Origin of the sequence: Arthrobacter sp. Edens01, assembly GCF_001307035.1 — a bacterium.
GTDB lineage: Bacteria > Actinomycetota > Actinomycetes > Actinomycetales > Micrococcaceae > Arthrobacter_B.
Genome location: NZ_LKIU01000006.1, coordinates 129,022 through 154,621 on the forward strand (window position 1 = coordinate 129,022; position 25,600 = coordinate 154,621).

At 64.7% G+C, this 25,600-nt stretch carries 22 protein-coding genes; 12 read left to right on the forward strand and 10 right to left on the reverse strand.

Going from position 1 to position 25,600, the window contains the following annotated elements:
- The first annotated feature begins 197 nt into the window (after positions 1–197).
- Positions 198–1,400 (forward strand): multidrug effflux MFS transporter, encoded by a 1,203-nt coding sequence (locus AO716_RS15135; RefSeq protein ID WP_055242502.1) that lies wholly within the window; start codon positions 198–200, stop codon positions 1,398–1,400.
- 240 nt (positions 1,401–1,640) lie between these two features.
- Complete coding sequence (locus tag AO716_RS15140) at positions 1,641–2,567, forward strand: SDR family oxidoreductase (RefSeq protein ID WP_055242504.1); 927 nt, start codon at positions 1,641–1,643, stop codon at positions 2,565–2,567.
- A 63-nt stretch (positions 2,568–2,630) separates the two neighbouring features.
- Here the strand turns inward: AO716_RS15140 and AO716_RS17775 are convergent, their stop codons facing one another.
- Positions 2,631–3,662, reverse strand: coding sequence for a hypothetical protein (locus tag AO716_RS17775; RefSeq protein WP_055242506.1), 1,032 nt, complete (start codon positions 3,660–3,662; stop codon positions 2,631–2,633).
- A gap of 138 nt (positions 3,663–3,800) precedes the next feature.
- Here AO716_RS17775 and AO716_RS15150 point away from each other — a divergent pair, with 138 nt between their 5' ends.
- Positions 3,801–4,301: a DUF456 domain-containing protein gene (locus tag AO716_RS15150; RefSeq protein ID WP_055242508.1), complete on the forward strand. Its 501-nt coding sequence runs from the start codon at positions 3,801–3,803 to the stop codon at positions 4,299–4,301.
- Here AO716_RS15150 and AO716_RS17835 read toward each other — a convergent pair.
- Positions 4,283–4,405 carry a hypothetical protein gene (locus tag AO716_RS17835; protein WP_268235024.1) on the reverse strand — a complete coding sequence of 41 codons (123 nt, stop codon included), beginning with the start codon at positions 4,403–4,405 and terminating at the stop codon, positions 4,283–4,285. The genes AO716_RS15150 and AO716_RS17835 overlap by 19 nt on opposite strands.
- Positions 4,406–4,505: 100 nt before the next feature.
- Here AO716_RS17835 and AO716_RS15160 point away from each other — a divergent pair, with 100 nt between their 5' ends.
- Entirely contained in the window at positions 4,506–5,081 is a 576-nt protein-coding gene (locus AO716_RS15160; protein ID WP_055242512.1) for a YdeI/OmpD-associated family protein, read from the forward strand.
- Between the two features lie 85 nt (positions 5,082–5,166).
- Here the strand turns inward: AO716_RS15160 and AO716_RS15165 are convergent, their stop codons facing one another.
- Positions 5,167–6,693, reverse strand: coding sequence for a S10 family peptidase (locus tag AO716_RS15165; protein WP_082413637.1), 1,527 nt, complete (start codon positions 6,691–6,693; stop codon positions 5,167–5,169).
- A gap of 344 nt (positions 6,694–7,037) precedes the next feature.
- On the opposite strand from AO716_RS15165, the gene AO716_RS15170 reads away from it, so the two are divergent.
- Positions 7,038–8,384, forward strand: a complete 1,347-nt coding sequence (locus AO716_RS15170) for an MFS transporter (RefSeq protein ID WP_055242514.1) — start codon at positions 7,038–7,040, stop codon at positions 8,382–8,384.
- Between the two features lie 91 nt (positions 8,385–8,475).
- On the opposite strand, the gene AO716_RS15175 is transcribed toward AO716_RS15170, so the two are convergent.
- The 6 genes from AO716_RS15175 to AO716_RS15200 form a co-directional block, all read right to left on the reverse strand.
- The gene (locus AO716_RS15175) at positions 8,476–8,916 is read right to left on the reverse strand and encodes an META domain-containing protein (RefSeq protein ID WP_235472125.1); all 441 of its coding nucleotides are present in this window, start codon (positions 8,914–8,916) and stop codon (positions 8,476–8,478) included.
- A gap of 12 nt (positions 8,917–8,928) precedes the next feature.
- Entirely contained in the window at positions 8,929–9,924 is a 996-nt protein-coding gene (corA, locus tag AO716_RS15180; RefSeq protein ID WP_055242515.1) for a magnesium/cobalt transporter CorA, read from the reverse strand.
- Between the two features lie 78 nt (positions 9,925–10,002).
- Positions 10,003–10,647, reverse strand: a complete 645-nt coding sequence (locus tag AO716_RS15185) for a M23 family metallopeptidase (RefSeq protein ID WP_055242517.1) — start codon at positions 10,645–10,647, stop codon at positions 10,003–10,005.
- Positions 10,648–10,656: 9 nt separating this feature from the next.
- Positions 10,657–11,676: a zinc-dependent alcohol dehydrogenase family protein gene (locus AO716_RS15190; RefSeq protein ID WP_055242518.1), complete on the reverse strand. Its 1,020-nt coding sequence runs from the start codon at positions 11,674–11,676 to the stop codon at positions 10,657–10,659.
- Positions 11,677–11,804: 128 nt separating this feature from the next.
- Complete coding sequence (locus AO716_RS15195; protein WP_055242521.1) at positions 11,805–12,782, reverse strand: sugar phosphate isomerase/epimerase family protein; 978 nt, start codon at positions 12,780–12,782, stop codon at positions 11,805–11,807.
- 369 nt (positions 12,783–13,151) lie between these two features.
- A complete protein-coding gene (locus tag AO716_RS15200; protein ID WP_235472126.1) occupies positions 13,152–14,360 on the reverse strand; it encodes an ROK family transcriptional regulator in 1,209 nt (402 codons plus the stop codon).
- Positions 14,361–14,770: 410 nt separating this feature from the next.
- On the opposite strand from AO716_RS15200, the gene AO716_RS15205 reads away from it, so the two are divergent.
- The 7 genes from AO716_RS15205 to AO716_RS15235 all read left to right on the forward strand — a co-directional run bounded on the left by AO716_RS15205 (position 14,771) and on the right by AO716_RS15235 (position 24,174).
- Positions 14,771–15,940 (forward strand): inositol-3-phosphate synthase, encoded by a 1,170-nt coding sequence (locus AO716_RS15205; RefSeq protein ID WP_055242977.1) that lies wholly within the window; start codon positions 14,771–14,773, stop codon positions 15,938–15,940.
- Positions 15,937–16,818, forward strand: a complete 882-nt coding sequence (locus AO716_RS15210; protein ID WP_055242523.1) for an SCO3242 family prenyltransferase — start codon at positions 15,937–15,939, stop codon at positions 16,816–16,818. The genes AO716_RS15205 and AO716_RS15210 overlap by 4 nt, the downstream gene beginning before the upstream one ends.
- On the forward strand, positions 16,815–18,302 hold the full coding sequence (locus AO716_RS15215; protein ID WP_055242525.1) for an EboA domain-containing protein: 1,488 nt from the start codon (positions 16,815–16,817) through the stop codon (positions 18,300–18,302). Before AO716_RS15210 ends, AO716_RS15215 begins: the two co-directional genes overlap by 4 nt.
- Positions 18,303–18,314: 12 nt before the next feature.
- Positions 18,315–19,193, forward strand: coding sequence for a TatD family hydrolase (locus AO716_RS15220; RefSeq protein WP_055242527.1), 879 nt, complete (start codon positions 18,315–18,317; stop codon positions 19,191–19,193).
- Complete coding sequence (gene eboE, locus AO716_RS15225; RefSeq protein WP_055242529.1) at positions 19,193–20,317, forward strand: metabolite traffic protein EboE; 1,125 nt, start codon at positions 19,193–19,195, stop codon at positions 20,315–20,317. Before AO716_RS15220 ends, eboE begins: the two co-directional genes overlap by 1 nt.
- A gap of 36 nt (positions 20,318–20,353) precedes the next feature.
- Entirely contained in the window at positions 20,354–21,754 is a 1,401-nt protein-coding gene (locus AO716_RS15230; RefSeq protein ID WP_055242539.1) for an alkaline phosphatase family protein, read from the forward strand.
- Between the two features lie 308 nt (positions 21,755–22,062).
- Positions 22,063–24,174, forward strand: coding sequence for a PQQ-dependent sugar dehydrogenase (locus AO716_RS15235; RefSeq protein WP_055242541.1), 2,112 nt, complete (start codon positions 22,063–22,065; stop codon positions 24,172–24,174).
- 83 nt (positions 24,175–24,257) lie between these two features.
- Here AO716_RS15235 and AO716_RS15240 read toward each other — a convergent pair whose 3' ends face one another.
- On the reverse strand, positions 24,258–25,493 hold the full coding sequence (locus AO716_RS15240) for an ROK family protein (protein WP_055242543.1): 1,236 nt from the start codon (positions 25,491–25,493) through the stop codon (positions 24,258–24,260).
- Between the last annotated feature and the right edge of the window lie 107 nt (positions 25,494–25,600).

A 25,600-nucleotide genomic window follows, 5' to 3' on the forward strand; every position in this document is an offset into this window, starting at 1 on the left:
CTGTCTGTTGGTCTGTTCCTTTTGCTGCCGCTCCTGCCAAAGAGTCTGCCGCCACACGGGTGTTTGCACTAGGTCCGGAGCCAATCCCCGCCCCGGGAGTTGGTGCATGTTCGCAGAGGCATGCCTCCGGCTGCCGGGTCAGGGCATTTCGACGTAACCGATTCAGCCGGGGCGAGGGCATTTCGTAGTATCAACAGATGCCTGATCCCCAGTCCGAGCGCCGGAATGCGGCCCCGATAGGCGCCGGCCTGCTGCTGGTGCTGGCGTTCCTTGCCGCTACGGGACCGTTCACGACGGACCTCTATCTGCCGTCTTTCCCTGGCATCGCCAGTGACCTTGAGGTGACGGCGTCGGGCGTGCAGCTGACCCTGACCGCCTTCCTCATCGGCATGGCAGCCGGACAGCTCGGGTTCGGGCCCATCTCCGACCGGTTCGGCCGGAGGCGGCCACTGCTGCTGGGCTCTGCTGCGTTTGTCCTCGCGTCCGTGGCATGCGCCGCGGCGCCGAATCTGGGAGTGCTGATCGCTGCCCGTTTTGTCCAGGGCCTGTGTGCTGCAGCCGGCCCGGTGATAGCGCGGGCGGTAGCCGCGGACCTGACCTCGGGTGCTTCCGCCGCGCGGACCTTCAGCCTCCTCATGACCATCGGGGGCGTCGCGCCGGTGGTGGCCCCTGTCCTTGGCGGTGCGCTCACCGGGCTTCTGGGCTGGCGGGGTGTTCTGTGGACGCTCGCCGGTATTGCGGCGCTGATGTTCATCTGCGCCGCCGCAGCCGTCCGGGAGAGCCTGCCTGCCGGGAACCGTGCAACCGGACCTGCGTTTGGCGGCCTCGCGGTGGTGCTGCGGAAGAGCCGGTTCCTCGGGTACGTGCTGTTGTTTGCCAGTGCCTTTGGCGTGCTGATGGGCTACATCTCCGCGTCCCCGTTCGTCTACCAGAGCATTATGGGCCTGAGCCCGGAAGCCTACGGCCTGATGTTCGGCCTGAACGCCGCAGGGATGGTCACCTCAGGGTTCATTGCCGCCCGGCTCAGCCGCCGGGTGCCGCCCCGGAGCACCGTCCGGCGGGCTGTGGCCGTGTTGGTGGGGTTCGCCGTCGTGCTGCTGGTCCTGGTGCTCGCCGCCGTTCCTCCACTGCTGCTGGCTATCCCCATCTTCGCCATGGTGTCCTCGCTGGGGTTCGTCATGGGAAACACGACGGCGCTGGCACTCGCCGAGGTTGAAGGCTCGACCGGCAGTGGCAGTGCCGTGCTCGGCGGAGCGCAGTTCCTGATGGGTGCGGCCGTCTCGCCGCTGACTGGCCTGGGCGGGGAGTTCACGGCCTTGCCGCTTGCACTGGTGATGGTGGGTTCGGCCCTGCTGGCGGCCACCGCACTCTTCCTCACCCGCCAGCGGCAACCCGCGTAGACTGATCGGACCATGCGACACATGAACAAGTACCGCACGCCCATTGTCTGGCTTCTGATTATCGGCCTGGTTGGCAGCATCAGCGTCGGCTTCCTCGGCCTCTTTTTCTAGGCCCCACAGCATCCTTTTTCCTGCCCGGCCCCGGCCCGGGTTTGCTCGGCGTGGCCATTCCGCCATAGGATACTAAGCATGCTTACCTAAAGTAGGCGGCCGCCAGTTGCGGCTCCATATCCATGAACAATGGGAAGTGGGGAACTTATGGCCAACGAAAACACCTCGGACCAGTACACATTCCAGGATCCGGTCAACCGGTATCCCTCCGTCAGCCCGCCTAAGCAGGATCAGCCCGAACCCGGCCTCGACGCCGACCTCGAGCCCAAGACGGACCGCGGCGAGGATTCCTACCGCGGAACCGGGCGGCTTAAGGGCCGCAAAGCGCTGATCACCGGTGCAGACTCCGGAATCGGTGCGGCGGTGGCCATTGCCTTCGCCCGGGAAGGCGCCGACGTCGCGCTCTCCTACCTGCCGGAGGAAGAGGAAGACGCCGCAAAGGTCATGGAGCTGATCAGGGATGCCGGCCGCACCGCCGTCGGGCTTCCCGGTGACCTCAAGGACCGCGACTACTGCATCCAGCTGGTGCAGGACGCCGTTGACGGCCTGGGCGGCCTGGACATTCTGGTCAACAACGCCGGCAAGCAGGTTGCAGTGGAGAACCTTGAGGACCTCAGCGACGAACAGCTTGATGACACCTTCAAGACCAACATCTACTCCTTCTTCCGGGTGACCAAGGCTGCGCTTCCGCACCTTCCGGCCGGGTCGAGCATCATCAACTCGACGTCGATCCAGGCCTACAGCCCTTCCCCGCACCTGCTGGACTACGCCAGCACCAAGGCGGCGATCAACAACTTCACCAAGGGTCTGTCCCAGCAGCTGGCCCCCAAGGGCATCCGAGTGAATGCTGTGGCTCCGGGCCCGTTCTGGACCCCGCTGCAGGTATCCGACGGCCAGCCCAAGGACGCCCTGCCGGAGTTCGGCAAGGACACTCCGCTGGGCCGCGCCGGCCAGCCCACCGAACTTGCCCCGGCTTACGTCTTCCTGGCGTCCCCGGAATCAAGCTACGTGGTCGGAGAGACCCTGAACGTCAACGGCGGTATGCCTTCGCCGTAAGCTCTGCGCAACACAAAGAAGCCGGCTCCGCACTTTCGCGGGGCCGGCTTCTTGCTGTTAGGACTAGGCCGTTGCGGGCGTGAACTTGGCGCGGTCCACGCGGCGGTGGAAGCGCATGCCGGCGAGTCCGCCCAGAATTGCGCCAACCAGGCTGACCACCACGGTGGCCAGCAGCGCCAGCCAGGATCCGGCGCTCGCCTGGCTGAGATCCTGCTGCAGGGGCGCCACGGAGTTCAGCTGGGTGAGGCTGCGGATGTCGTCATTGAAGATCAGGCCAAGGACAATAACGACGGCGGCGGCCACCAGTGCCCACAGCCAGACCGCAACACCCTGCTTGGCTCCGTTGAAGCGGGCCATTCGTCCGGCGACGTAGCCGCCGGCATAGTAGGCGAGCAGCAGGACAATCAGGGTGACGATCGCGCCGATCAGCCCGGAGGACTGGTTCGCTGCGGCTTGGTCCAGTGCCGCGCCCAGGTCTGTGTCCGTAGAGACGCCGACGGCGGCACCAATGGCGGCAGCAAGTGCGGAGAGCAGCACCACCATTCCGGTGGCGGTCAGCCAGCCGAAGAAGGCGGCGCCAAACTTGATGCCGCCAAAACGTTCCCGTTCTGCGGCCAGGAGTGCCTCCCGGTTCGGCATGACGGGCTCGTCGGCCGTGCGGGGAGAGCCGGTGTGCCCGGCAGCGACCGCGCCGCGTACGTCGCCGTCTTCGCGGTGCGTGGCACGCCGGGTGGTCCCTGCGGGCGCATCCTCACTCGTGTAGTCGGCGTCGTTCGGGTCCCTGGTGCCCGTGACACTGGTGTTGAGTACTTCCGTTTCATGCTGGCGGCTGCTTGTCCGCTCGGGAGCGGTGTCCATGCGGCGGGTGACGTCCGGCTCGGTGCCGGAGGGTCCTGCCGTGGTCTCATGTGAGGATCCGGCGGACTGGCGTGTGTGTCCGCCCGGGTCTTCCGTGCCGCGGGTGTCCATGCGGCGGGTGACGTCCGGCTCGCTGGTCGAAGTGCCTGAGGCGTCCGGGCCGTTGGGGGCGGGGAGGTCGTCTGCGGCCCGGCGTCGGGGTTCGCCTGCCGCGGTGCTGCCTGATTCGGTACTCATCTGCTTCTCCTATTGCCGTTGGGGGTGCCGGACTGAAGGTGATGACTTCATAAGTAACCTTACTGTAGCGTCAGCGGTCCGGGTTCTGCCGGATTCGCCGGTCCTGCGCCCGGCACAACGCGTGGAAGACTTGGCTGCATGGATACGGACCTGATCATCACCATCGTCGCCGGCCTGCTGATCGCGGTGGGTGTGGCCGGCATCGTGGTGCCTGTGCTGCCTGGCAGCATCCTGATCCTGCTGGCCTTCCTGGGGTGGGCCATCGGCGTCAGCAGTGGCGCGGGCTGGTGGTCCTTCGCTTTCGGTGCGCTGTTCGCCCTGAGCGGGCTTTCTGCCAGCGCCGTCCTGACTGGCAGGAAACTCAAGCAGCGGCAGATACCCAACCGGTCCGTCCTCATTGGCCTGGCGGCAGGAATCGCCGGAATGTTCTTTATCCCGGTGGTGGGGCTGATCGTTGGCTTCGCCGGCGGTCTGCTGCTCAGCGAGTTCGCGCGGCAGCGCAGTTTCCCGGCAGCTGCGTCCTCGTCCTGGGCGGCGCTGAAGGCCACCGGGCTGGGCATGCTGGTGGAGCTCGGGCTCGCGCTCGCGGCCGGAACCGCGTGGATTATCGGCGTCTGGGTTCACTTCGCGTCCCGCTGAAGGGATTCAGGACCGCTTCGGCCGGAGATGATCACGCCCACCGCCTTGGCCATTCGCCCGGTGAGCGCCGGCGGCAGTGGTTCCAGTGCGTCGAACCACGCCATGTGGATAACCGCCCGACCTGCGGACAAAAGCTGTCCCCAATCTGGGGAATACTCAAGAGATGCCGACCCGGCCAGCTTCCCCGCCTCAAGGACATCACCCATGACTGAACGAGCCGTTCCGCCCGAACTGGTCGTTGCCGACGCCGCGGCCTGGCGGGCCTGGCTCCAGGAGAACGATGCAGTGAGCGACGGCGTTTGGCTGATCCTGGCGAAAAAGGGGACCCGGATTCCTACATCGCTCACGTATGCCGAAGCGCTGGGGGAGGCACTGTGCAGCGGCTGGATCGACGGCCGCAGGAACACCGTGGACTCCGCAACGTTCCGGCAGCACTTCACGCCCAGACGGGTGCGGTCCCTGTGGTCAAAACGGAACGTGGAACTGGTCGCCGGACTGATCGAGTCCGGCCGCATGCGGGAGCGGGGGCAGGCCGAAATTGGCCGGGCCAAAGCAGACGGCCGATGGGACCGGGCCTACAGAGGACCCGCGACGCTTGAAGTCCCGGCTGACCTGGAAGCTGCACTGGCGGCTGTGCCGGACGCGGCTGCGGCTTTCGCAGGGCTGGGCCGCTCAGCCCGCTATCCCATCCTCCACCAGGTGGTCACGGCGCCCAACGACACGGTACGGGCAGCCCGAATCGCCAGGCAAGTGGCCTCGCTGGCCGACGGCCTTGCCTGAGGGGTCAAGCTTGGCCGCTGGGTTGCTCCGGTCCAACCCGGCCCCGCCGCGCCCCGAGCCGGCCGACGGCATTCTCTAAAGCGGATTAGTCCGCGGGCGGTGCTACGAACTCGGCCAGGGCGGCAAGCTGCCCCGAGCGCGCTTCGGGCTGCAGGTACATCATGTGCCCCGCCTCGTAATAGTGGTGCGTGAACCGTGCGCGGGCTGCGTCGGACAAACGCAGGTGCGCCCAGACGTACTCGGCCGCGAAATGGGGTGTAGCGCCGTCGTAATAGCCGTAGTCAACGTGCACCCGCAGGCTCGGGTTGTGCGCCATCAGCCGTTCAAGGGTCTTTGTGACGTCGATGGGTACGCCCTCGAACTCCTTGTAGCTCCACGGCTGGACCCTGCCGGTGAGGACTTCGTAAGGCAGGTCGTTCTCGTAGCCGAGCTCGGCACGGACGTAGTGGTTGATTGCCGCGGCGTAGGGGCCGTTGATTGCGGCGAGGCTGGGATCGTCCCAGTTGACCGAGGCCTGCGGGTCCTCCGCGGGAGCGGTGAAGCGCCCGTCGATCCGCCCTACAGCCAGTCCCTGGTCCCGGAGCAGCTCGGCGGAGAACTGGGCATAGTCCCAGCGCAGGTTGGTGCGGCGGATAAACCCGGGGTCAAGGGTGGTGAGTTCGGCAAGGCGCTGGACAGCGGCGTCGTACTCCTCCGTGGTGAGCCGGGAGCCCTGGCTGAGGGCATATCCGTAGTCCTTCGCCGCATACTCCTCCGCCTCACGCACCACATCGGCCAGCTCCCGGCCCGGATGCCGCCCGTGGAAATGCGCGATCGCGGCGTAGGTGGGCAGGTGAAGGGCATAAGGCGTGTCCACACCCGGTGCGAACATGACGGTGCCCAGGTTCAAGACGGTGGAGATCAAGCCAAGCCCGTTGACGGACATTCCGTACGCATCAAAGAGGCGCCCGGCGACGGCGACGGCACGCAGGGTGCCGTAGGACTCGCCCACCAGGTACTTCGGGCTCAGCCAGCGGTTGTTGCGGGTGGTCCACAGGCGGATCACTTCCGCCACCAGGTCCCGGTCCTGCTCGAACGCGTGGAACTCGTCCGCGGTGTTGCCGTCCACAACCCGGGAGAAGCCGGTATTCACGGGATCGATCATCACCAGGTCGGCATGTTCCAGCAGCGTCTGCGGGTTGTCGACCAGGCCGTACGGGGGAGGGGTGAGGCTGCCGGCATCGCCGGAATCGACCAGCCGGGGACCGAGCAGCCCCAGGTGCAGCCACACGGAGGATGAGCCGGGCCCGCCGTTGAAGGCGAAAACCACCGGACGGGGGTTCGGGGTTTCTTCCGCGGCGAGGTTGGCCGTGTAAGCGGACAGGAAGATCTCTGCCTTGGGCTTGAACCCTTCGGACTTGCCGTCGGAAGTTTCCTCCCGCCTGAACACCACCCGGCCAGTGGTGGTCGTGTACTCCAGACCGGAGGGCAGCCGGTGGCTGCGCTGCACCAGATCGTCAGCTACGTCGGTGGTGCCGCCGGTGTCCGACGCCGATGGTGCGGACGCTGCCCCGGCCGGCGATTTCTCGGTGGGTCCCGGAGCAGGGCTGGTCTCTGCGGACTGTGAAGGCATTCGTTCAGCCTAGCGGGCAAAACTCTGGCTTGTGTGCTGTATCACACGTCATCTATAGTTCCACTAGTTCGCTATAAGAAACACATGTTCAAATATCGAACACATCGTTTTGAACAGGAAGTGACGGAGAAGTGCGGGTGCGATCCATTCCGCCAGTCCGCCGCCGCCCGGCTCGGATCGCCTCATTGCTGGCTGTGTGCCAGGGCAGCGACATCTTCCAGAGGCCGGCTGTCATAAATGGAACATAGTGTGTCCCCGGTCACAGATCAGGGTATCTTGATGCGACAGGTTACCGACCGTTCTTTCAGTAATGTTTCCCCAGTCAAAAAAATAATGGAGTTTCAATGACTACTAAAAGCGCGTCTGCTGCGCCGTCCCAGCGGATGAGCCGGGAGGAACGCAAGGTACTTGCGGGCACCCTGGTTGGTACCACCATCGAGTGGTACGACTTCTTCATCTACGCCCAGGCCGCAGGCTTCGTCCTGGCCACCCTTTACTTCGCGCCCGTCGGTGAAGGCACTGCCCTGGCACAGATCGTTTCCTTCGCCTCCATCGGCATCAGCTTCCTGTTCCGTCCGCTGGGCGCCATCGTCGCCGGCCACCTGGGCGACAAGCTTGGCCGCAAGCAGATGCTCGTGTTCACCCTGATCATGATGGGTGCCGCCACTGCCCTGATCGGCGTGCTGCCCACCTACGCACAGATCGGCGTCGCAGCACCGATCCTGCTGCTGGTCCTGCGTATCCTGCAGGGCTTCTCCGCCGGTGGCGAATGGGGCGGTGCTGCCCTGCTCTCCGTTGAGCACGCACCCGTGAACAAGCGCGGCTTCTTCGGTGCCTACCCGCAGATCGGCGTTCCCGTCGGCATGATCCTGGCGACGTTCGTCATGTTTGTCATCTCCAGCACCCTCAGCGAAGAGGCCTTCCTGGAGTGGGGCTGGCGCCTTCCGTTCCTCTTCTCCGTGGTCCTGATCTTCGTGGGCTACTTCATCCGCCGCTCGGTGGATGAGAGCCCGGTCTTCAAGGAGATGCAGCAGCGCAAGAAGGAATCCTCCGCACCGCTGGGGCAGCTCTTCAAGTACAACTCCCGCGAGGTCATCCTTGCCGCCCTGATCTTCATCGCCAACAACGCAGCCGGCTACCTGGTTATCGCGTTCTTCGCCTCCTATGCCGGCAAGGCGCTGGGGATGGAACGTCCGGCCGTGCTGCTGGCCACCACCGTAGGCTCCTTCGGCTGGCTGATCTTCACGATGTACGGCGGCATGCTCTCTGACAAGATCGGCCGTGTTCGCACCTTCCAGATCGGCTACGCCTGGGTGTTCCTGTGGGCTATTCCGATGTTCCTGCTGATCGACACCGCCAACGTGTTCCTGTTCGGCCTGTCCATCTTTGTGCTGACCATCGGCCTGGGCCTCTCCTACGGACCGCAGTCGGCGCTGTATGCCGAGATGTTCCCGGCCCGTGTCCGCTACTCCGGTGTTTCCATCGGCTACGCGCTCGGTGCCATCCTGGGCGGCGCATTTGCGCCCATGATTGCCGAGATGCTGCTGAACGCGACCGGCTGGTCCGGCTCGATCGGCATCTACATCATGGTCCTCTGCGTCATCTCCTTCGTGGCAGTGACCATGGTCAAGGAAACCAAGGGCGCCGATCTTGGCGTCGAGGAGTCGCACCGGGCTCCGCAGCCCAAGTAGTCCTTTCCGACACCCCCAAACGAGATAGCAGAAACTGCCCGTATGAAGCTTCATACGGGCAGTTTCTGTCATTTCGGTGAAGGGGAGGAGGCTACCGGGTGAGGGTGCCGATTTCGTTGCCGGCGCCGTCGTACACCAACAGGGTGTCCTCGCTGGGAACCGCGCTGGCGGCCGAAGCCAGCCACTGGTCCACGTCCGGGCAGGCCATCATGGTCATGGCCACTTCCTGGAAGCGGACCGTCCCGTCCTCCAGGACCCAGTGGCCCATCAGCCGGTTGCAGCCGTCGGTTCCGGTAAGACGGCCGTCCTCATGCAGCTCCAGGGAAGGCTCGCGGGTGTTCTCCGGGTTGCCCCAGATGCCTTCGGGTGCGGACGCGTCAGCTGAGGCATCGGGAGAACCGGACGACGACGGCGACGCCCCGCCGCTGCTGCCCGTCACGTCAGGGGTTCCACCGTCGCTGCCGGGGTCCATGGCGCAGGCGGAAGCGCCCAGCAGCAGGGCCAGGGCCAGGAAGGTGAACCGGGTGCGCATGTTTTGGGCCTCCTAGAGCCAGTTATTCCGTTTGAACGCTGCATAGAGCAGTATCCCAAGCACCACCATAAGCGCCAGTGCCATGGGGTAACCCAAAGCCCAGTCCAGCTCGGGCATGTGTTCGAAGTTCATGCCGTAGACGGTCCCCACCAGGGTGGGTGCAAAGAGGATGGCTGCCCAGGAGGAGATCTTCTTGGTCTGCTCATTCTGCGCCACTGATGTCTCCGCGAGGCGGTTCGAGGCCAGGGTTGAGCTGAGCGAGAGGGCGTTGTCCAGCAGTGAACGGTAGGCCGTGATCCGGTCGATCAGGCGGAGCACGTGGTCCAGTACATCGCCCAGATTGTCTTTGAGCTGGGGCGGCACACCATACTTTTCCGGATTCCGCTGCAGTTCGCCCACCACCGTTTCCAGGGGACTGATGGCGCGCTGGCAGCCGATGACTTCGCGTGAGAGTTCGTAGATGCGGCGGGAGACTTCGGCATCGCCGCCGAAGAGCTGGTCTTCAATCTCATCGATATCGTTTTCAAGACCGGCTGAAACCGGCGCGTACTCATCGACCACCTGGTCCAGGATGGCGTACAGCACTGCCTGCGGGCCCAGGGAGAGCAAGTCGACTTCGTGTTCCAGTCGCTTCCGTACCCGCGCCAGGTCCGGAGACTCGGCGTGGCGGACGGTAACTACAAAGTTGGGGCCCACAAACAGGTGCAGCTCGCCTATTTCAACGCGTTCGACGTCGTCCAGGTAGCGGGCGGGGCGCAGCACCACAAACAGCTGGTCACCGTACTGTTCCAGCTTGGAGCGCTGGTGACCGGCCAAAGCGTCCTCAACAATCAGCAGGTTTAGACCGAACTCCTCGGAAACGGCCAGCAGCTCAATGTCATCCGGACGGTAGAGCCCTATCCAGGCCATGCCCCCGGTTTCGCGGGTGAGGTCAAAGGTCTCCTCGAGGGTCTGCGGACTATGGACCCGCTCGCCGTCCACATAGACCGCATTGTCGACCAGGGTCACTGCTGCTCCTTTACGCCCTAAGTATGCTTACCTTGATGAGCCTACTTCCCCCGGTGGCCCCGGGCTGGACAAAGGCCCTCAGCTGACCTCAAAGACGTCGGCATTGCGCGGCAGCCACGGCTGGCCGGTGGCTGGATGAGCAAACACCAGCGGCAGTCCGGCAGCCCGTTCCCAGTCCATTGAATCGGCGACCTGGACGTGGACGTGAGGCTCGGTGCTGTTGCCGGAGTTCCCGCATGCACCCACGGGTGTTCCCGCGGACACGGAATCTCCCACGGAGACGGCAATCGATCCGCGCCGCAGATGGGCCAGCAGCACATAGGAGAGGTCCCTGCCGGTTCCGACGGCCAGGACCACATGGTTTCCCGCTATCCCGGCCGGACCCCTGCGGACACGTTCGCGCTGGGTGAGGGCATAGCCGGCCAGGGACAGCGGTGAGCGCCGCGCCTCATGGTCCGGTTCGCCGTCGTGCACTGCCGCGACCGTCCCCGCCGCCGGAGCCAGCACCGGAGAACCGAATCCGGTGAATGCTTCCGGCGGCTCGGTGCCGAAAAAGCTCCTGAACGACGGCGGTGCGGAGCGCCCGTGCCCGTCCACCGCGACGAAGTCGATGGCGTACGCGGTGCCGAAGAGATGCGTGCCGTGGCTTGGGACCCGGTTGGCGGGACTGTTCTGCACTGTCCAGCGGCCGGTGAACGGAAAACTCAGGAGCAGCGGTTCCACAGGGTAAGGCTATGGGGTGAGCAGCACTTTGACGGCACGCCGCTGGTCCATGGCGCGGTAGCCTTCCGCGGCATCCTCCAGCGGCAGAGTCAGGTCAAATACCCGTCCGGGGTCGATTCTTCGGTCCCAGATGCGCTGGATGAGGTCCGGGAGGAACCGGCGGACAGGGGCGGGACCGCCAAGCATGTTGATCTCCGCGAAGAAGAGTTCCATGCCGGGGAGCGCCACCTCGTAGGTGACACCCACAAAGCCCATGTGGCCGCCGGGACGGGTGGAGCGGATGGCCTGCAGCATCGATTCCTGTGTGCCGACCGCTTCCACTACAGATTCTGCGCCGACGCCGCCGGTCAGTTCCCTCACTGCCTCAACGCCTTCGTCGCCGCGCTGCGGCAGGATGTCCGTGGCACCGTAAAAGCGGGCCAGCTGCTGCCGTTCAGGATTCCGGCTCATGGCAATGATCTGCTCGGCCCCAAGTTCTTTGGCAGCCAGGACCGCCATCAGCCCGACGGCGCCGTCGCCCACCACTACCGTGGTTTTCCCAGGCCCCGCCTGTGCCGCCGTCGCACCAAACCAGCCGGTGCCCAGCACATCGGAAGCTGCCATCAGTGAAGGAATAAGTTCCGGCGGGGGAGTGCCTGGCGTGGCTACGAGGGTTCCGTCGGCCAGCGGGATGCGGGCGCGCTGGGCCTGGGTTCCGATGGCACCCATGGGGAACGCGTTGACGCAGCGGCTCTGGAAGCCCGCCCGGCAGATCACGCAGGTGTTGTCCGATGCCCAGAAGGAACCGACGACGAAGTCTCCGGGCTTGACGGTCCGTACATCAGCGCCGATCTCCTCGACCACCCCGATGTATTCGTGGCCCATTGGTGAGTCCTGGACTTCTTCCACGCCCCGGTAGGGCCACAGATCCGATCCGCAGATGCAGGTGGCTGCCAGCCGGATGACGGCATCTGTTGGTTCTTCAACAGCCGGATCTGCCCGATCTTCCACCCGGACATCGCCGGGGCCGTGCATTATTACGCCGCGCATGGCGCCTCCTTGCGGGTTGGCGTTCCACCAAGGAGAGCACTTTTGCCGCTGCCGGAACAGCCCCAACAGGCGAAGGGCCATCCCGGTGGTCCGGGATGGCCCCTCGCCTGGCCTGTCAGGGGGCTGCGTTAGAAGCGCACGTTCCGGAGGTACCGGTAGCCCACCTCGGCGGTCTGCAGGGGAGTGACATCCGGCTGGTCATTCTCCACGATGTACTCCTTGGGCTGGTGCGCCCGGAAGATGCGCGGGAAATCGATGGTTCCGGTTCCCAGGTCGGCGAAATCTCCCGACGCTTCGCGGTCCTTTACGTGGTATTGCAGGGTCTCCTGCGGGGCCTCCCTGATCGTGTCGATGGCGAACTGGACCGGATCTGCAGCACCGACGCCGACGCCGCCGGTGACTGCCCAGTACAGGTCGACTTCCAGGTGGATCAGCTTCGGGTCAAGGCGGCTGGTGAAGATGTCCCAGGGGGTGAGTCCGCCGCCCAGGTCCGTCGTGAACTCGTGGGCGTGGTTGTGGTAGCCGTATTTGATGCCCGCGCGTCGCACGACGGCTGCTTCCGCGTTCATCTGGTCTGCCCACCGGTACCAGTCGTCCGCCTTGGTCGAGGCGAGGTAGGGAACCACCATGTAGGTCTGGCCCAGCGTCCGGGCGTTGGAGATCTTTGTCTGCAGATCCGCCGGGGTGGCACTGATTCCCTCGTGGCTGGACGAGGCGCGAATTCCCAGACGGTCCAGGGTCCGCTTCATTTCCTTGGCCGTGCGTCCGTACAGTCCGGCCAGTTCCACCCGGTTGTATCCGTACCGGGCAAGCCTCGCGAAATTCTTATCGATCTCGTCGCCGTTCATGATGGAGCGCAGGGTGTACATCTGGATGCTGATCTGTCCCGGGGGAACGGGCCTGCGGCCCTTGTGTCCGGGCTTGTCGTGATGCCCCGGCTTGCCGTTGTGGCCGGGTCCCTTGGCGACGGCGGGAGCCGCGCCAAGACCCGCCAGCCCGACGCCGACGCCCGCGGCAAATGCTCCGCGGATGAAATTGCGACGGTCAACCCCCTTTTTCTCAAGAGAACGATTCAGTGCACCTGTTGCGTCAAATCCAAAGCACATACTGTTGCCTTTCTGACAGAAGAACGCACTTTCGCCGCCTTCATTGGCAATGGCGAGAATACGCGCGGGGCTTACTGGGGATCACCGGGCCGAAAAGAAAAAGGCTGCCGTCTCCGGCTAGTCGTCCGAAACGGTCCGGTACCAGCACTAGGGGGTCAAACGTCCGATTTTGTTGTCTGAAACCACTACCAGCGCGCGCGGATGTACCCAATGTCAGAAAGCGGAAAGACATGCCTGCTTTCCCGCTCTGATCCTTTCAGGGTGCGAGTTGAAGCAGCGGCGGTGGCTGGAAATGAGTCCGTCGCATGAGGCTAAGTCGGACTTTTGGTGCCTGTCAAGCAAAAGTCGTCGCCACGCCGCTGAAAATCTTTAACCGGCGCTGGTTTCCGAAAGGCTGGAGACCATTGCGTCGATGCGCTGGGGAGACATGGCGTGGTGGATTGCCAGAATGCTGGCACCCAGCACGCCGGCGTCGAGCCCTGAGCTGGAATGCACGATCTGCAGATGCTGGGTGGCCAGCGGAATAGTGCGCGAATAGACCGTTTCCCGGATACCGGCGATGAAGTGTTCACCCGTGAGCGACATGGATCCGCCAATGACGATCACCGAAGGATTGATCAGGCTGATGCAGGCTGAGAGAACATCTCCCACGTCCCGCCCAGCCTGCCGGACGGCGTGAATGGCCTCCGTGCTTCCGCCGCGAACCAGCTCCACGACGTCTTCACTGCCGGTGGCGTCCAGTCCCAATTCGCGCAGCTTGGATGCAACCGCAGGTCCGGAAGCTATTGCTTCCAGGCAGTCCGTGTTCCCGCAGTGGCACGGAACTCCGCCGCCGCCGTGCACCCGGATATGGCCGATGTCCCCGGCAACTCCGTCCGCACCCCGCTGCAGCATGCCGCTGGAGACGATGCCGGAACCGATTCCGGTTGCGACCTTGACGAAGAGCAGGTTGTCCACCTGCGGCCAGGCCATGTTCCGCTCGCCCAGCGCCATGATGTTGACGTCGTTGTCCACCAGGACGGGTACGTGGAACCGTGCCTGCAGGTAGCCCGGCACGTCATAGCCGTTCCATCCGGGCATGATGGGCGGATTGATGGGACGTCCGGTGCGGTGTTCCACGGGGCCGGGCAGGCCGATGCCGACGGCCAGGAGATCGGATGTGGAGCGTCCCGTGCTGCTGAGGAGTTCCGTGCCGATCTCAACAACTGCACCCAGGACGGCCTCGGGACCCTGGGTGATTTCCAGTGCGCGGGCAGACTGGGCGAGCAGGTGCCCGGTGAGATCCGTGACCGCGACCTGGAGGTGGGAAGCGCCGATGTCCACGCCGAGCACCACCCGGCTGCCTGCCTTCAGCGCGATGCGGGATGAAGGGCGCCCCCCGGTGGACACCGCGTCCTGCACGAAGCCCACGAGACCCAGGTCCATAAGCGCTTCGATCCGGAGAGTGACTGTTGAACGTGCCAGCCCCATTAGCTCAGCCAGCTCTGACCGGGTCCGTGGTTTGCCGTCGCGGAGGATCTGGAAGAGCTCGCTTGCTCCGGAGGATGCTAGACCGCTGACGTTACTTATGTCACTCACCGACTAATTACAGCACAAAAGGCGACAGAACTCTTGACTTGGTTATCTTCGCGTGGGATGGGAGAACCCCTCTCCTATTGAGGTGCAGAAAACTGCTGGGAGGCATCAGATAACCACAAATACTCAGAACCTGAGATGGATTCTGCAAGCCGTCGACTGAAGAACGCCATATCAGGGCGCAGATATATCGGAATAACCCATAAGTCCGTTGTTCCCTGACATTAGCTATGTTAGGTTCCCTGTGACGGGCGTCTCACCGGCAGTTCATCAGGCCGGCCGTGAGGGCGTTTGCGTGACGGCTTCGAGGAGGAAGTTTGATCAGGGACACCCATAGGGGAATGCCGGCTGACGGGGAGGACCGTGCTGCAACGGCCGCCGCTCAGGAGAGCTGGAGCTACGGCAGAACAGGCATCTGGCTCATCGGAGCACGTGGATCAGTGGCAACAACTGCCGCAGCAGGGCTGGCGGCGATCGCATCGGGGCTCGTGAAGCCGCAGGGATGCGTCACTGAACACGAAGCATTCCAGGACGTGATTCTCCCCGGCTACTCAGACCTAGTGGTGGGCGGCCACGACATCAGCGGAGTTGGCATGGCCAAGCAGGCTGAGAGGCTTGTTGAGGCCGGAATGGTCCCCGGACATCTTCTTGAATCGGTTCGGGCACAGCTGCTTGAGGCCGATCTTCGGGTACGGCCCGGGTACCACCCGGCTGGCACACCGGAGACGCAGGCTGATGCAGTAAAACGCCTATGCGGCGACATCCTCTCCTTCAAGGAGGCAAACGGGCTGCAGCGGGTTATCGTCCTGGACGTGGCCTCAACGGAAGCCCCGCCGGAACAGCTCGACGAGTTCTGCGACGCCGGGCTTTTGGAAACCGCGCTCCAGGATCCGGCACGGCACGTCCTGCCCGCAAGCTCAGTAGCTGCCTACGCGGCCGTCATGGCCGGTTCCCCCTATATCTGCTTTACCCCCTCCACTGCCCTGAATATCCCTGCCCTTTATGAACTGGCCGGAGCCGGCCGGGTTCCGACGGCAGGCCAGGACGGTAAAACAGGCCAGACCTGGCTGCGCTCGGTACTGGCCCCGGCACTCACAGCGCGAGGGCTGCGGGTGCTTTCATGGGCCGGGACGAACCTCCTTGGCGGCGGTGACGGGGCGACACTCGCAGACAGCAGGGCGGTCTCCGGGAAACTGCTCTCGAAGAACCGGGGGCTGAGGGATCTCACCGGGGGAGCGGTGACCCCCCTGCACATCGACAACGTGCCGGACCTGGGCGAGACCAAGGTTGCGTGGGACCACATCCACGTCGAAGGTTTCCTTGGTTCCCGCCTGACGATCCAGACAACGTGGAGCGCCTATGACTCCATGCTCGCGGCTCCAATGGTGCTGGACCTGACGCGCCTTATGGCTCTGGCTGACGCAGCCGGGGAAACCGGGCCGATCGGTGCACTCGGGTTCTTCTTCAAGGACCCATGGGGCAGCGCGGAACATTCCTTCTCCCAGCAGACCACCAACCTGGTGCAGTGGGCACTCGATGCCTCGGCCCGGCTTTCTTCGGCTGCGGGAGGTGACCGGTTGTGAGCACCTTCGGCGACTACGTGGAGCTGGTCCGTGCTCCCGCCATCCTCACGGTTCTGGGCGATACCGCCGCCGGGGCTGCTGCGTCCGGCCGCCTGCTGCGCGGCCGGAGGCTGGGCCTGCCCCTGGCCAGCGCCTGCCTTTATGCCGGCGGAATGGCCCTGAATGATTACGCGGACCGCGACGTCGATGCCCGCGAACGCCCGGAACGCCCCATCCCCTCCGGGAGGATAAGTGCCCGCCGTGCCCTTGGGACAGCATCCGCGCTGACCGCAGCTGGGCTCGGACTGTGTGCCCTGGCCGGCGGCCGGGGCGCGCTGGCAATTGGCATTCCGCTGGCGGCTTCCATCTGGACCTATGACCTGGCCGCAAAAAAGCACGCCCTCATAGGCGCTGCCTCCATGGGCAGCTGCCGGGCCCTCGATGTGCTGATGGGTGCGGGGGCCGGCCATGTCCGGCAGGCACTCGGAGCCGCGGGCATCATGGGTGGACACACGGTCGCTGTGACGCTCCTTTCGCAGGGCGAAGTCGAGGGAACAGACGCGGCAACAGCGTCCGGCGTCGCGGCCACCACCGGTCTGCTCACCGCTGCATTAATGGCGGGCTCAGCGGGGCCGCCGGCCAGGATGCTCCCGATGCTCGCGGCCACAGCTGCCTACGCGGTGCGGTGTGCGCCCGCCCAGTTGAGGGCAGCGCGAAATCCGGTGGCACACAACGCGCTCGAAGCGACCAAAGCGGGCATCCGCGCCATGGTTCCGCTCCAGACAGCGCTCGCGCTCCGTTACGGACACCCCGCCGCCGCCGGCGCACTGGTGGCTGTCGACGTCGTAGGCAGAGTCCTTCGGTCCAGGCCCGGGGGCAGGAAGGTGAGTGAATCATGAGTACCCCATCGCCGCTTCCCTTCAGCATTGGATACGGCACCAACGGTTTTACGGACCACCCCCTGCCGGATGTGCTGGAGCTGCTGCACGAGCTTGGTTACGGCGCGGTTGCCCTGACACTCGGCCACCCGCACCTGGACCCGTATGCCCCGGATCTGGACGCCCGGCTGGGTTCCCTGCGCAGCCGTCTGGACGAGCTGGATCTCCGGGTGGTCATCGAGACGGGAACGCGGTTCCTCCTGAACCGAAAGGAGAAGCACCGCCCCGCCCTTGTTGATGAAGAGGCTGCAGCGCGCGTCGATTTCCTGCTCCGGGCGGTGGACATCGCGGCGGCGCTGAACGCCGAGTGTGTCTCCTTCTTCTCCGGGATCCTGCCTCCCGGTGCCAGTCCGGAGTCCGGGTGGCAGCGGCTGGAAACCAGGGTTGCCGAGGTTCTCCGGCATGCTGCCGGCAAGGGGGTCCTGCTCGCCATTGAACCGGAACCCGGAATGTTCGTGGAGACCGTCGCCGACGCGCTCGCGCTGCGAACCCGGCTGGGCAACCCCGATGGCCTTGGCCTGACGGTGGACATCGGACACTGCGTGGTGGTTGAACCAGACGGCGTGCGCGGTGCGCTGCTCGAGGCCGGGCCGCTGCTCGCCAACGTCCAGCTCGATGACATGCGGTCCGCCGCACACGAGCACCTTCCCTTCGGTGAAGGCGAGGTCGACGTTTCGCTGGCGCTGGCAACACTCGCTGAACTGAACTACCGCGGGGTTGCCGCCGTCGAACTTCCCCGGCACTCCTTCGACGCGCCGAACCTGGCCGCCCGAAGCATGGCTGTGCTGCAAGCGGCCTGGCGGGAGGTCCAGGCCGGCAAGGCCGCGGAACAGTGGCTGCAGGAGGGCAAAGCCCGGCTGGCCGCAGACCCCGGAGCCCTGCCCGGACTCTTCGCTACAGCCGGCCGCAGCGTCGGCCGCACCCCGCTCCGCCCGGATGCCGATCCGACGGGAGTCCTCCACGGCAGCGTGGGTGATCACGTCCGCGGCCAGCTTGTCCGGCACCTGTTGGACCTCATGCCACCGCAGGAACTGGCCGAGACAGTCCTGTCGCTCTATGACAGGGGAGACTCCTCCGAACGGCGCGGAGTCCTGAGAGGACTCGGCGCCCTGGCAGAGGCCCAGCCGGACCTTCCGGCGCCCGTGGTTGCAGCCGGCGTGCAGATCACGGCCGACGCACTGCGGACGAATGAAACCGGTCTTGTCGCTGCCGCAGCCGGTCCCTTCGCCGCTGCCTACCTGGACCAGCACAACTGGCGGCACGCGGTCCTCAAACTCGTGTTCATGGGGGTCAGCCTTACCGCCGTCACGGATCTGCAGGACCGCGCTGATGACGAACTGGCGCGCATGGCCGCTGACTTCGCCGCCGAAAGGGAAGCAGCCGGGCGCACCGTACCGGATGACGTTCACCTGCTGCTGAACCGGGCAGCCACCAACCTTCCGTAAGGAGCACCAGACATGCGCATCTTCGATCCGCACATCCACATGACAAGCCGCACCACCGATGACTACGCCGCGCTCTACGCCAGCGGCGTCCGGGCACTCGTCGAACCGGCCTTTTGGCTTGGACAGCCCAGGACAAATGTCGGATCCTTCATCGACTATTTTGATTCGCTCCTGGGCTGGGAGCGGTTCCGCGCCTCGCAGTTCGGCATCCGCCACCACGCCACGATTGCGCTGAATCCCAAGGAAGCCAACGACCCCAGATGTGTTCCCGTCCTGGAGGAGATCCCCAGGTACCTGGCGAAGGAAGGCGTCGTTGCCGTCGGGGAGATCGGCTTCGATTCAATGACCCCGGCGGAGGACAAGGCGTTCATCCGCCAGCTGGAACTCGCCGCAGAGTTCTCCCTGCCTGCGCTGGTGCATACCCCGCACCGGGAGAAACTCCTGGGCACCCGGCGAACGCTGGACATCATCCGTGATTCCCCGCTTGCTCCTTCCATGGTGGTGGTTGACCACCTGAACGAAACGAACGCCGGAATCGTGAAGGACGCCGGAGCCTGGATGGGATTCTCCATCTACCCGGACACGAAGATGGACGAGAAACGCCTGGTCGCGATCCTCCACGAGTACGGAACCGAGAAGGCGCTGGTGAACTCGGCGGCCGACTGGGGGAAGTCCGACCCGCTCAAGACGGCGAGCACAGCGAAAGCGATGCTTGCCGGCGGGTTCTCGGAGAGCGACGTCGACCGTGTCCTGTGGCAGAACCCGGTGGACTTCTACGGCCAAAGCGGGCAGCTGATCCTGGATCCAATCCCGGGATTCGATGAAGCTGAGTCCGGCGGAGCGGCCGCGACGTTCGAAGGCAATTCCCTCCTTCGGGGGGCCCGCGCCTGATGGAGCTTTCCTACTGCACCAACGTGCACCCGGCCGAGGACCTGGACGGCGTCATCCGGCAGCTGCGCGAATACGCCGGCCCGATTCGGCGGCGGGCAGGACTGGACGTTCTCGGCGTCGGGCTCTGGCTGCCGGCCGGGCTCGCCCGCCGCCTGGCGGAGAATCCGGGGGATAGGGAGCTGCTTCGCGGGGTCCTCTCCGAGCAGGGCCTGCAGATACATACCCTCAACGCGTTTCCCTACGGCGGGTTCCACAACGAGGTTGTGAAGACTGACGTCTACCTGCCCACGTGGGCCCAGCCGGAGCGGCTGCGTTACACGCTTGAGTGTGCTGAAGTCCTGGCTGCCCTCCTTCCCGAAGGCACAGCGGGGTCCATCTCTACGCTGCCGCTTGGCTGGCGTGAGCCGTGGACCGCGGAGGACGACGCCGCTGCCACCACCGCATTCGCCCTGCTGTGCGAAGGCCTGAAGGCGCTCAGGGAGCGGACCGGAAAGATAGTCCGCGTAGCCGTGGAACCGGAACCGGGGTGTGCGCTGGATAATGTCTCGGACGTTGTCGATTGGCTGGCTGCCCGGATCTCCAGGGGGATCGATCCCGACTGCGTCGGCCTGTGCCTGGACACCTGTCACCTGGCGGTGTCCTTCGCGGACCCTCTCGACGCCGTGCGCAGCGTCGGAGATGCAGGCCTGCGCATCGTAAAAGTCCAGGCCTCTGCCGCCCTGCACGTGGACGAGCCTTCTACGAAGGCAGCGCGCCGGGCGCTGGAGAGGTTCGCAGAACCGCGCTACCTGCACCAGGTACGGGAACTGGACCTCGACGGGACCATTCTGACGGCGGATGACCTGCCGCAGGCACTCGGTGAGCTCCCGGGCAGGGGTCCCTGGCGGATCCACTTCCATATGCCGCTGCACCTGGTGCCCGTACCTCCCCTGGACACGACGGTTGAAGTGCTGGAAAGGACCGTGGCGGAAGTGGGCTCCCTCCCGTACGGGGAGGAGGTGCACCTGGACATCGAGACCTACACCTGGAGTGTCCTGCCCGGGAAAACAGCTGACCTGGTCGAAGGAATAGCCGGAGAAATCGCCTGGGCGCAGTCCCGCCTGCTGGCCCCTGCAGCGTCCTGACCCCAGCCCCGCCCTGCGCCAACCCAAGGAGAGAAGTTGAAACCGGTACTGCTGCTCGACGTCGTAGGGCTCACCGCCCAGTCGCTCCGCGACATGCCCCGCCTGTCCAGGCTCGCTGGAACGGGCTGGTCCTCGGAACTGGCCACGGTACTTCCTGCCGTGACCTGCACCGTCCAGTCCACGATGCTCACCGGCCTCCCGCCGGCTGAACACGGGATTGTTGGCAACGGCTGGTATTTCCGCGAACTGGGGGACGTGTTCCTGTGGCGCCAGCACAACAAGCTGGTTGGCGGCGAAAAGATTTGGGAAAGCGCCCGCCGCAAGGAACCCGACTACCGGGCGGGCAACGTCTGCTGGTGGTACGCCATGGGAATGTCCACGGACATGACAGTGACGCCCCGGCCGATTTATCACGCCGACGGCCGCAAATCGCCGGATGCCTATATCCGGCCCCCGGCCCTGCACGACGATCTGGTGTCCCGGTACGGCGAGTTTCCGCTGTTTCAGTACTGGGGTCCGGGGGCGGGCATCCAGTCTTCCCAGTGGATCATTGAATCGACCAGGCACCTGATGCGGACCCAGTCGCCGGAGCTGCTTATGGCCTACGTTCCGCACCTGGACTACGACCTTCAGCGGTTTGGCCCCAGCCACCCCCAGGCTGCCCGCGCAGCCGCCGATCTTGATGCTGCGCTGGCTCCGTTGCTGGATGAAGCCGAAGCGAGAGGGTACGCAGTCATCGCCGTATCGGAGTACGGCATCGAAGACGCGCACCTGCCCGTGGACATCAACCGCGTCCTGCGCAGGGAGGGCCTGCTGGAAGTCTACGTTCAGGACGGGAAAGAGCAGCTGGATACCTGGACCTCCCGTGCCTTTGCCGTCGCAGACCATCAGGTGGCCCACGTTTACGTTCAGGACGCCGGGGACGTTGCCCGGACCGCGGAGATCCTCAGGGCAACAAGCGGAATCGATGAAGTCCTGGACCGCCGGGCCCAGGCTAAGTACGGGCTGGACCACGAGCGGTCCGGTGAACTCGTTGTCATCGCGGAGCCGGGCGCCTGGTTCACGTACTACTTCTGGCTCGATGATGCCCGTGCGCCCGAATACGCACGCGGCGTGGATATCCACCGGAAGCCGGGGTACGACCCGAGCGAACTCATTTTTAATCCCGCGGACAAACTGGCGAAGGCAAAAGCAGGCCTGAACCTGGTCAGGAAAAAGGCCGGGCTGCGGTATGCCATGAGCACCGTGTCCCTGGATCCCGGCCATATCCGGGGAACCCATGGGCGGCTTCCCGGATCCCGGGACAGCACGCCGCTGGTGATCTCCTCCGAGGACAGAATGCCGCCGTTTGCCGAGGAACTGATTCGGCTGGGGAAACCCATCCCCGCTGCCTCGGTGAAATCGCTGGTCCTGCAGACCCAGGGACTGCCTGAATGACCCGCCCCTAATTTGTTTCCTAAACAACAAAAGATGCCTCCGCGTCGAATACCGGCGCGGCTGATGGTTGCTGTGCGCTCACAGGTCAAGCGGAAAAAGGAATTTTTAGTAAGGGAGGCTTTGTTTTTTCAAACCACTAGCGCATCCGATGAGCCTCAACTAGCGTTCAATCACCTGATTCCGGCTGGTCCGGATCCTCAATGGCGAGAAGAGAGAGAACGATGACAGTCACAAGACGCGGGTTATCTCAATCACCCGGGCATCAGAGGGATGCCAGCACCTCAGCCAAACGGGCACGGCGCGGCAGCATGGCGCTGGCGCTCGCCGCCCTGATGGCAGTGTCCATTGCGGCAGCTCCGGCACAGGCCAAGCCCAAGCCCGGAGCACCTGTAGCCCCGCCGCCGGACTCGGCGTTCCAAAAAGTAACCCTCAATGACACTCCGGGCGAGCCTGTGGACCTCGCTGTGCTGCCCAACAGCGACGTCCTTCATACCACCCGCCAGGGCGAGGTATGGCTGAATGACTCCGAGACCGGCCTGAACACCCTCGCGGGAACGCTGGATGTCTATGAGCATGACGAAGAGGGCCTGCAGAGCATTGCCATCGATCCGAATTTCGGAAAGAAGGGCAACAACTGGGTCTACATGTACTACTCCCCGCCCCTTGATACCCCGGTGGATGATCCTGCAACGCCGGGCATCAACGAAGGTGACGCTCCGGCCACGGGCACGGCGGAAGATTTCGAACGGTTCAAGGGATACCTCCAGCTCTCGCGGTTCAAGTTCGACGGCAAGACCGTCGACGTGGCCAGCGAGCAGCGGATGCTCGAGGTGCCCGTAGACCGCGGCATCTGCTGCCACGTTGGCGGCGACATCGTTTTCGATGCCAAGGGAAACCTGTACCTCTCTACGGGTGACGACACCAATCCGTTCTCCTCGGGCGGTTACAGCCCCCTCGATGAACGACCGGAGAGCAACCCGGCATACGACGCCCAGCGGACGTCCTCAAACACCAACGATCTTCGCGGAAAGGTGCTGCGGATAACCCCGACGAAGGACGGCGGCTACACCATTCCCAAGGGGAACCTCTTCACGCCCGGGACTCCGCTGACCCGTCCGGAAATCTACGTGATGGGGCTGCGCAATCCGTTCCGCATCGAATTGAACCAGAAGACCGGAGAGCTCTACATCGGTGACTACTCGCCGGACGCCGGCAGCCCTGACCCGCTCCGGGGCCCGGCAGGAACCGGCAAATGGGCAGTAGTGACGGAGCCGTCCAACTACGGCTGGCCCTACTGCGCCACGGCTGAACTTCCCTACGTGGACTACGACTTCGCCACCAACACCTCCGGTGAGACCTTCAACTGTGCAGCACTCGTCAATGAGTCGCCCAACAACACCGGACTGCGCGAGTTGCCCCCGGTAGCCCAGCCTGAAGTCTGGTACTCCTACGGTGCTTCCCCGCTCTTCCCGGAGCTGGGGACCGGCGGAATCGGCCCGATGGCCGGCCCGGTCTACGACTTCGACAAGAAGGCCAGCAAGGGGCGGGCACCCATCGCCTGGCCGGAATACTACGACGGCAAGTCATTCTTCTACGAGTGGACCCGTGACTACATCAAGGCAATGACCATGAAGAAGGGTGAGCTCGTTTCGATCGAAGACGTGGTCAGCTCGATCGTGGTGGACAACCCCATGGATATGGAGTTTGGTCCTGACGGAGCCCTGTATGTGCTGGAGTACGGTGACGGTTACTTCGGTGAGAACCCGGACGCCCAGCTCTCCCGCATCGACTACATCGGTGAGGGCGGAAACCACACGCCGGTAGCCGCGGCTTCCGGCACCCCGACTGTGGGCATGTCTCCGCTGACGGTTCAGTTCTCCAGTGCCGGCACCACGGACGCCGACGGCGACAGGCTGCGTTACGCCTGGGACTTCAACTCGGACGGTGTGGTGGACTCGCGCGAGGCGAATCCGAGTTACACATATGAGGAGATCGGAACCTACCGGGCCAGCCTCCAGGTCACCGACCAGGGCGGTAAGCACCGGGGCAAGTCCTCGTCTGCAGAGGTTGTCATTGAAGTAGGCAACCAGGCTCCTGTGGTTGAGTTCGTGACCCCCGTGGCGGGCCAGAGTTTCCAGTTCGGCGACACCATCAGCTACGAAGTCCGTGTGACCGATGACCAGCCCGTGGATTGCTCACGCGTTCAGGTGACCTACATCCTGGGCCATGACAACCACGGCCACCCGCAGACCACCACCTCGGGCTGCACCGGCACCATCACCACCACCGTGCCTGAAGGACATGATCCCGCCACCGACAACCTGTCGGGCGTCTTCAGCGCTTCCTACACGGATGCCGGTGACGGCGGAACGGGTCCGCTGACCGGAACCGCAGAAGTTGTCCTGCGTCCCACGAACTGAGCCTGATGAGATCCAGATAGGAGCTTAAACCGGAAAGGACCCTGTACCGGGAAGACCGGCACAGGGTCCTTTTCGCTGTTCCCCTAACTCCCGGACTGCTTTTGCAGGAACCCTGCCGGGTCTGCCAGCAGCGGTTCGAAAACCAGTTCCGCGGCACCGATCAGGATCGGGTCCTCCCCAAGCGGGGCCAGCTCGATCTTCACGTTTTCCCACGGTCCGTGATTCCGGAACCCTGCCAGTGCTTTCTCCAGGGCACCCGGTGCTGCGCGGACCAGGATGCGGAGGAACCCTCCCAGCACCACCACAGAGGGATTGACCAGGCTGGTCACGGTTTTCAGTCCCACGGCCAGCAGGCTGACCTGTTCCTGGATTACTGCACGCACTTCATCGCCCGCGGATCCGTCCTCGAGTTTCTCCAGGAGGATTTCCTCCAGGTTCTCGGTCTCCCCGGCAGGCAGGCCGATCGCCTGGATGAGTGCTTCCCGGGTCACCTCCGCCTCCAGGCAGCCCCGGGAACCGCAGGAACAGGGAGCGCCGCCTGTCCGGACGTGTGTGTGGCCCAGCTGGCCGGCGAACCCGGTTGCGCCTTTCACCAGGTGCCCGCCGCTGATAATTCCGCCGCCGATCCCGCTTGCCCCGCCGTAGAGGTACACGAGGTCCGGAACACCCTGTCCTGCGCCGAAGGCCGCCTGTGCCCTCGCCCCAACCACGGCGTCGTTGGCGGTGACCGTATTCAGGTGGAGGGCATCGCCGAGCAGGGCGGGGAGGGGCTCGTCCCGCCAGTCGAGGTGCGGAGCCTCTATGACCTTTCCGCCGCCGGGTTCCACCAGTCCGGGGATGGCAAGCCCGGCCCCTACGACGCGGTGGTCCGGGGGAAGTGCAGTGCGCATGCCTGCGTAGACGGCCGAGACAATGTTGACTACTTCGACGACGGACGGTGCCCGTACGGTGTGGAAGCGGACGGCGTTGACGATTCGGCCGCCCAGGGAAACCAGTGCCACGCTGACGACGTCGACGTCCGGGTTGACGGCCAGGGCCAGGATGGCGGGTCCCGGCTCAATCATGATGCTCGGGCGGCCATGCTGCTGGGCCGGGTCGATGTCACTTTCGACCACCAGGCCCAGCTGTGAAAGCTCCGCTACGAGGGCCGCAATCGTGGAACGGTTGAGTCCGGTTGTGCGTGTGAGCTGGGCCCGGGAGATGCCGGCGGTGGAGTGCACCAGCTGCAGGACGGTAGAAAGATTGTGCTGGCGGTTCGAGTCACGGTTGCTGCCGAGATACGTTCGCGCAGTGCTGCTGCCCTGTGCCGCGGCAGTCATAGGACAGGTACTCGTCCGGCACCACTGTGAGGAGTGCGCCTGGCCGTTGACTCGTTAAAGGGTGGAGTAGCAATCCACGCCTGCATATTGATCCCCCGTTTAGCTCC

Excerpts from the sequence above, each read along its gene's own strand:
- AO716_RS15135 (WP_055242502.1), top strand. The coding sequence starts at position 198 with ATGCCTGATCCCCAGTCCGAGCGCCGGAATGCGGCCCCGATAGGCGCC.
- AO716_RS15140 (WP_055242504.1), top strand. The coding sequence starts at position 1,641 with ATGGGAAGTGGGGAACTTATGGCCAACGAAAACACCTCGGACCAGTAC.
- AO716_RS17775 (WP_055242506.1), bottom strand. The coding sequence starts at position 3,662 with ATGAGTACCGAATCAGGCAGCACCGCGGCAGGCGAACCCCGACGCCGG.
- AO716_RS15150 (WP_055242508.1), top strand. The coding sequence starts at position 3,801 with ATGGATACGGACCTGATCATCACCATCGTCGCCGGCCTGCTGATCGCG.
- AO716_RS17835 (WP_268235024.1), bottom strand. The coding sequence starts at position 4,405 with ATGGCGTGGTTCGACGCACTGGAACCACTGCCGCCGGCGCTCACCGGG.
- AO716_RS15160 (WP_055242512.1), top strand. The coding sequence starts at position 4,506 with ATGACTGAACGAGCCGTTCCGCCCGAACTGGTCGTTGCCGACGCCGCG.
- AO716_RS15165 (WP_082413637.1), bottom strand. The coding sequence starts at position 6,693 with ATGCCTTCACAGTCCGCAGAGACCAGCCCTGCTCCGGGACCCACCGAG.
- AO716_RS15170 (WP_055242514.1), top strand. The coding sequence starts at position 7,038 with ATGACTACTAAAAGCGCGTCTGCTGCGCCGTCCCAGCGGATGAGCCGG.
- AO716_RS15175 (WP_235472125.1), bottom strand. The coding sequence starts at position 8,916 with ATGCGCACCCGGTTCACCTTCCTGGCCCTGGCCCTGCTGCTGGGCGCT.
- AO716_RS15190 (WP_055242518.1), bottom strand. The coding sequence starts at position 11,676 with ATGCGCGGCGTAATAATGCACGGCCCCGGCGATGTCCGGGTGGAAGAT.
- AO716_RS15195 (WP_055242521.1), bottom strand. The coding sequence starts at position 12,782 with ATGTGCTTTGGATTTGACGCAACAGGTGCACTGAATCGTTCTCTTGAG.
- AO716_RS15215 (WP_055242525.1), top strand. The coding sequence starts at position 16,815 with ATGAGTACCCCATCGCCGCTTCCCTTCAGCATTGGATACGGCACCAAC.
- AO716_RS15220 (WP_055242527.1), top strand. The coding sequence starts at position 18,315 with ATGCGCATCTTCGATCCGCACATCCACATGACAAGCCGCACCACCGAT.
- eboE (WP_055242529.1), top strand. The coding sequence starts at position 19,193 with ATGGAGCTTTCCTACTGCACCAACGTGCACCCGGCCGAGGACCTGGAC.
- AO716_RS15235 (WP_055242541.1), top strand. The coding sequence starts at position 22,063 with ATGGCGCTGGCGCTCGCCGCCCTGATGGCAGTGTCCATTGCGGCAGCT.
- AO716_RS15240 (WP_055242543.1), bottom strand. The coding sequence starts at position 25,493 with ATGACTGCCGCGGCACAGGGCAGCAGCACTGCGCGAACGTATCTCGGC.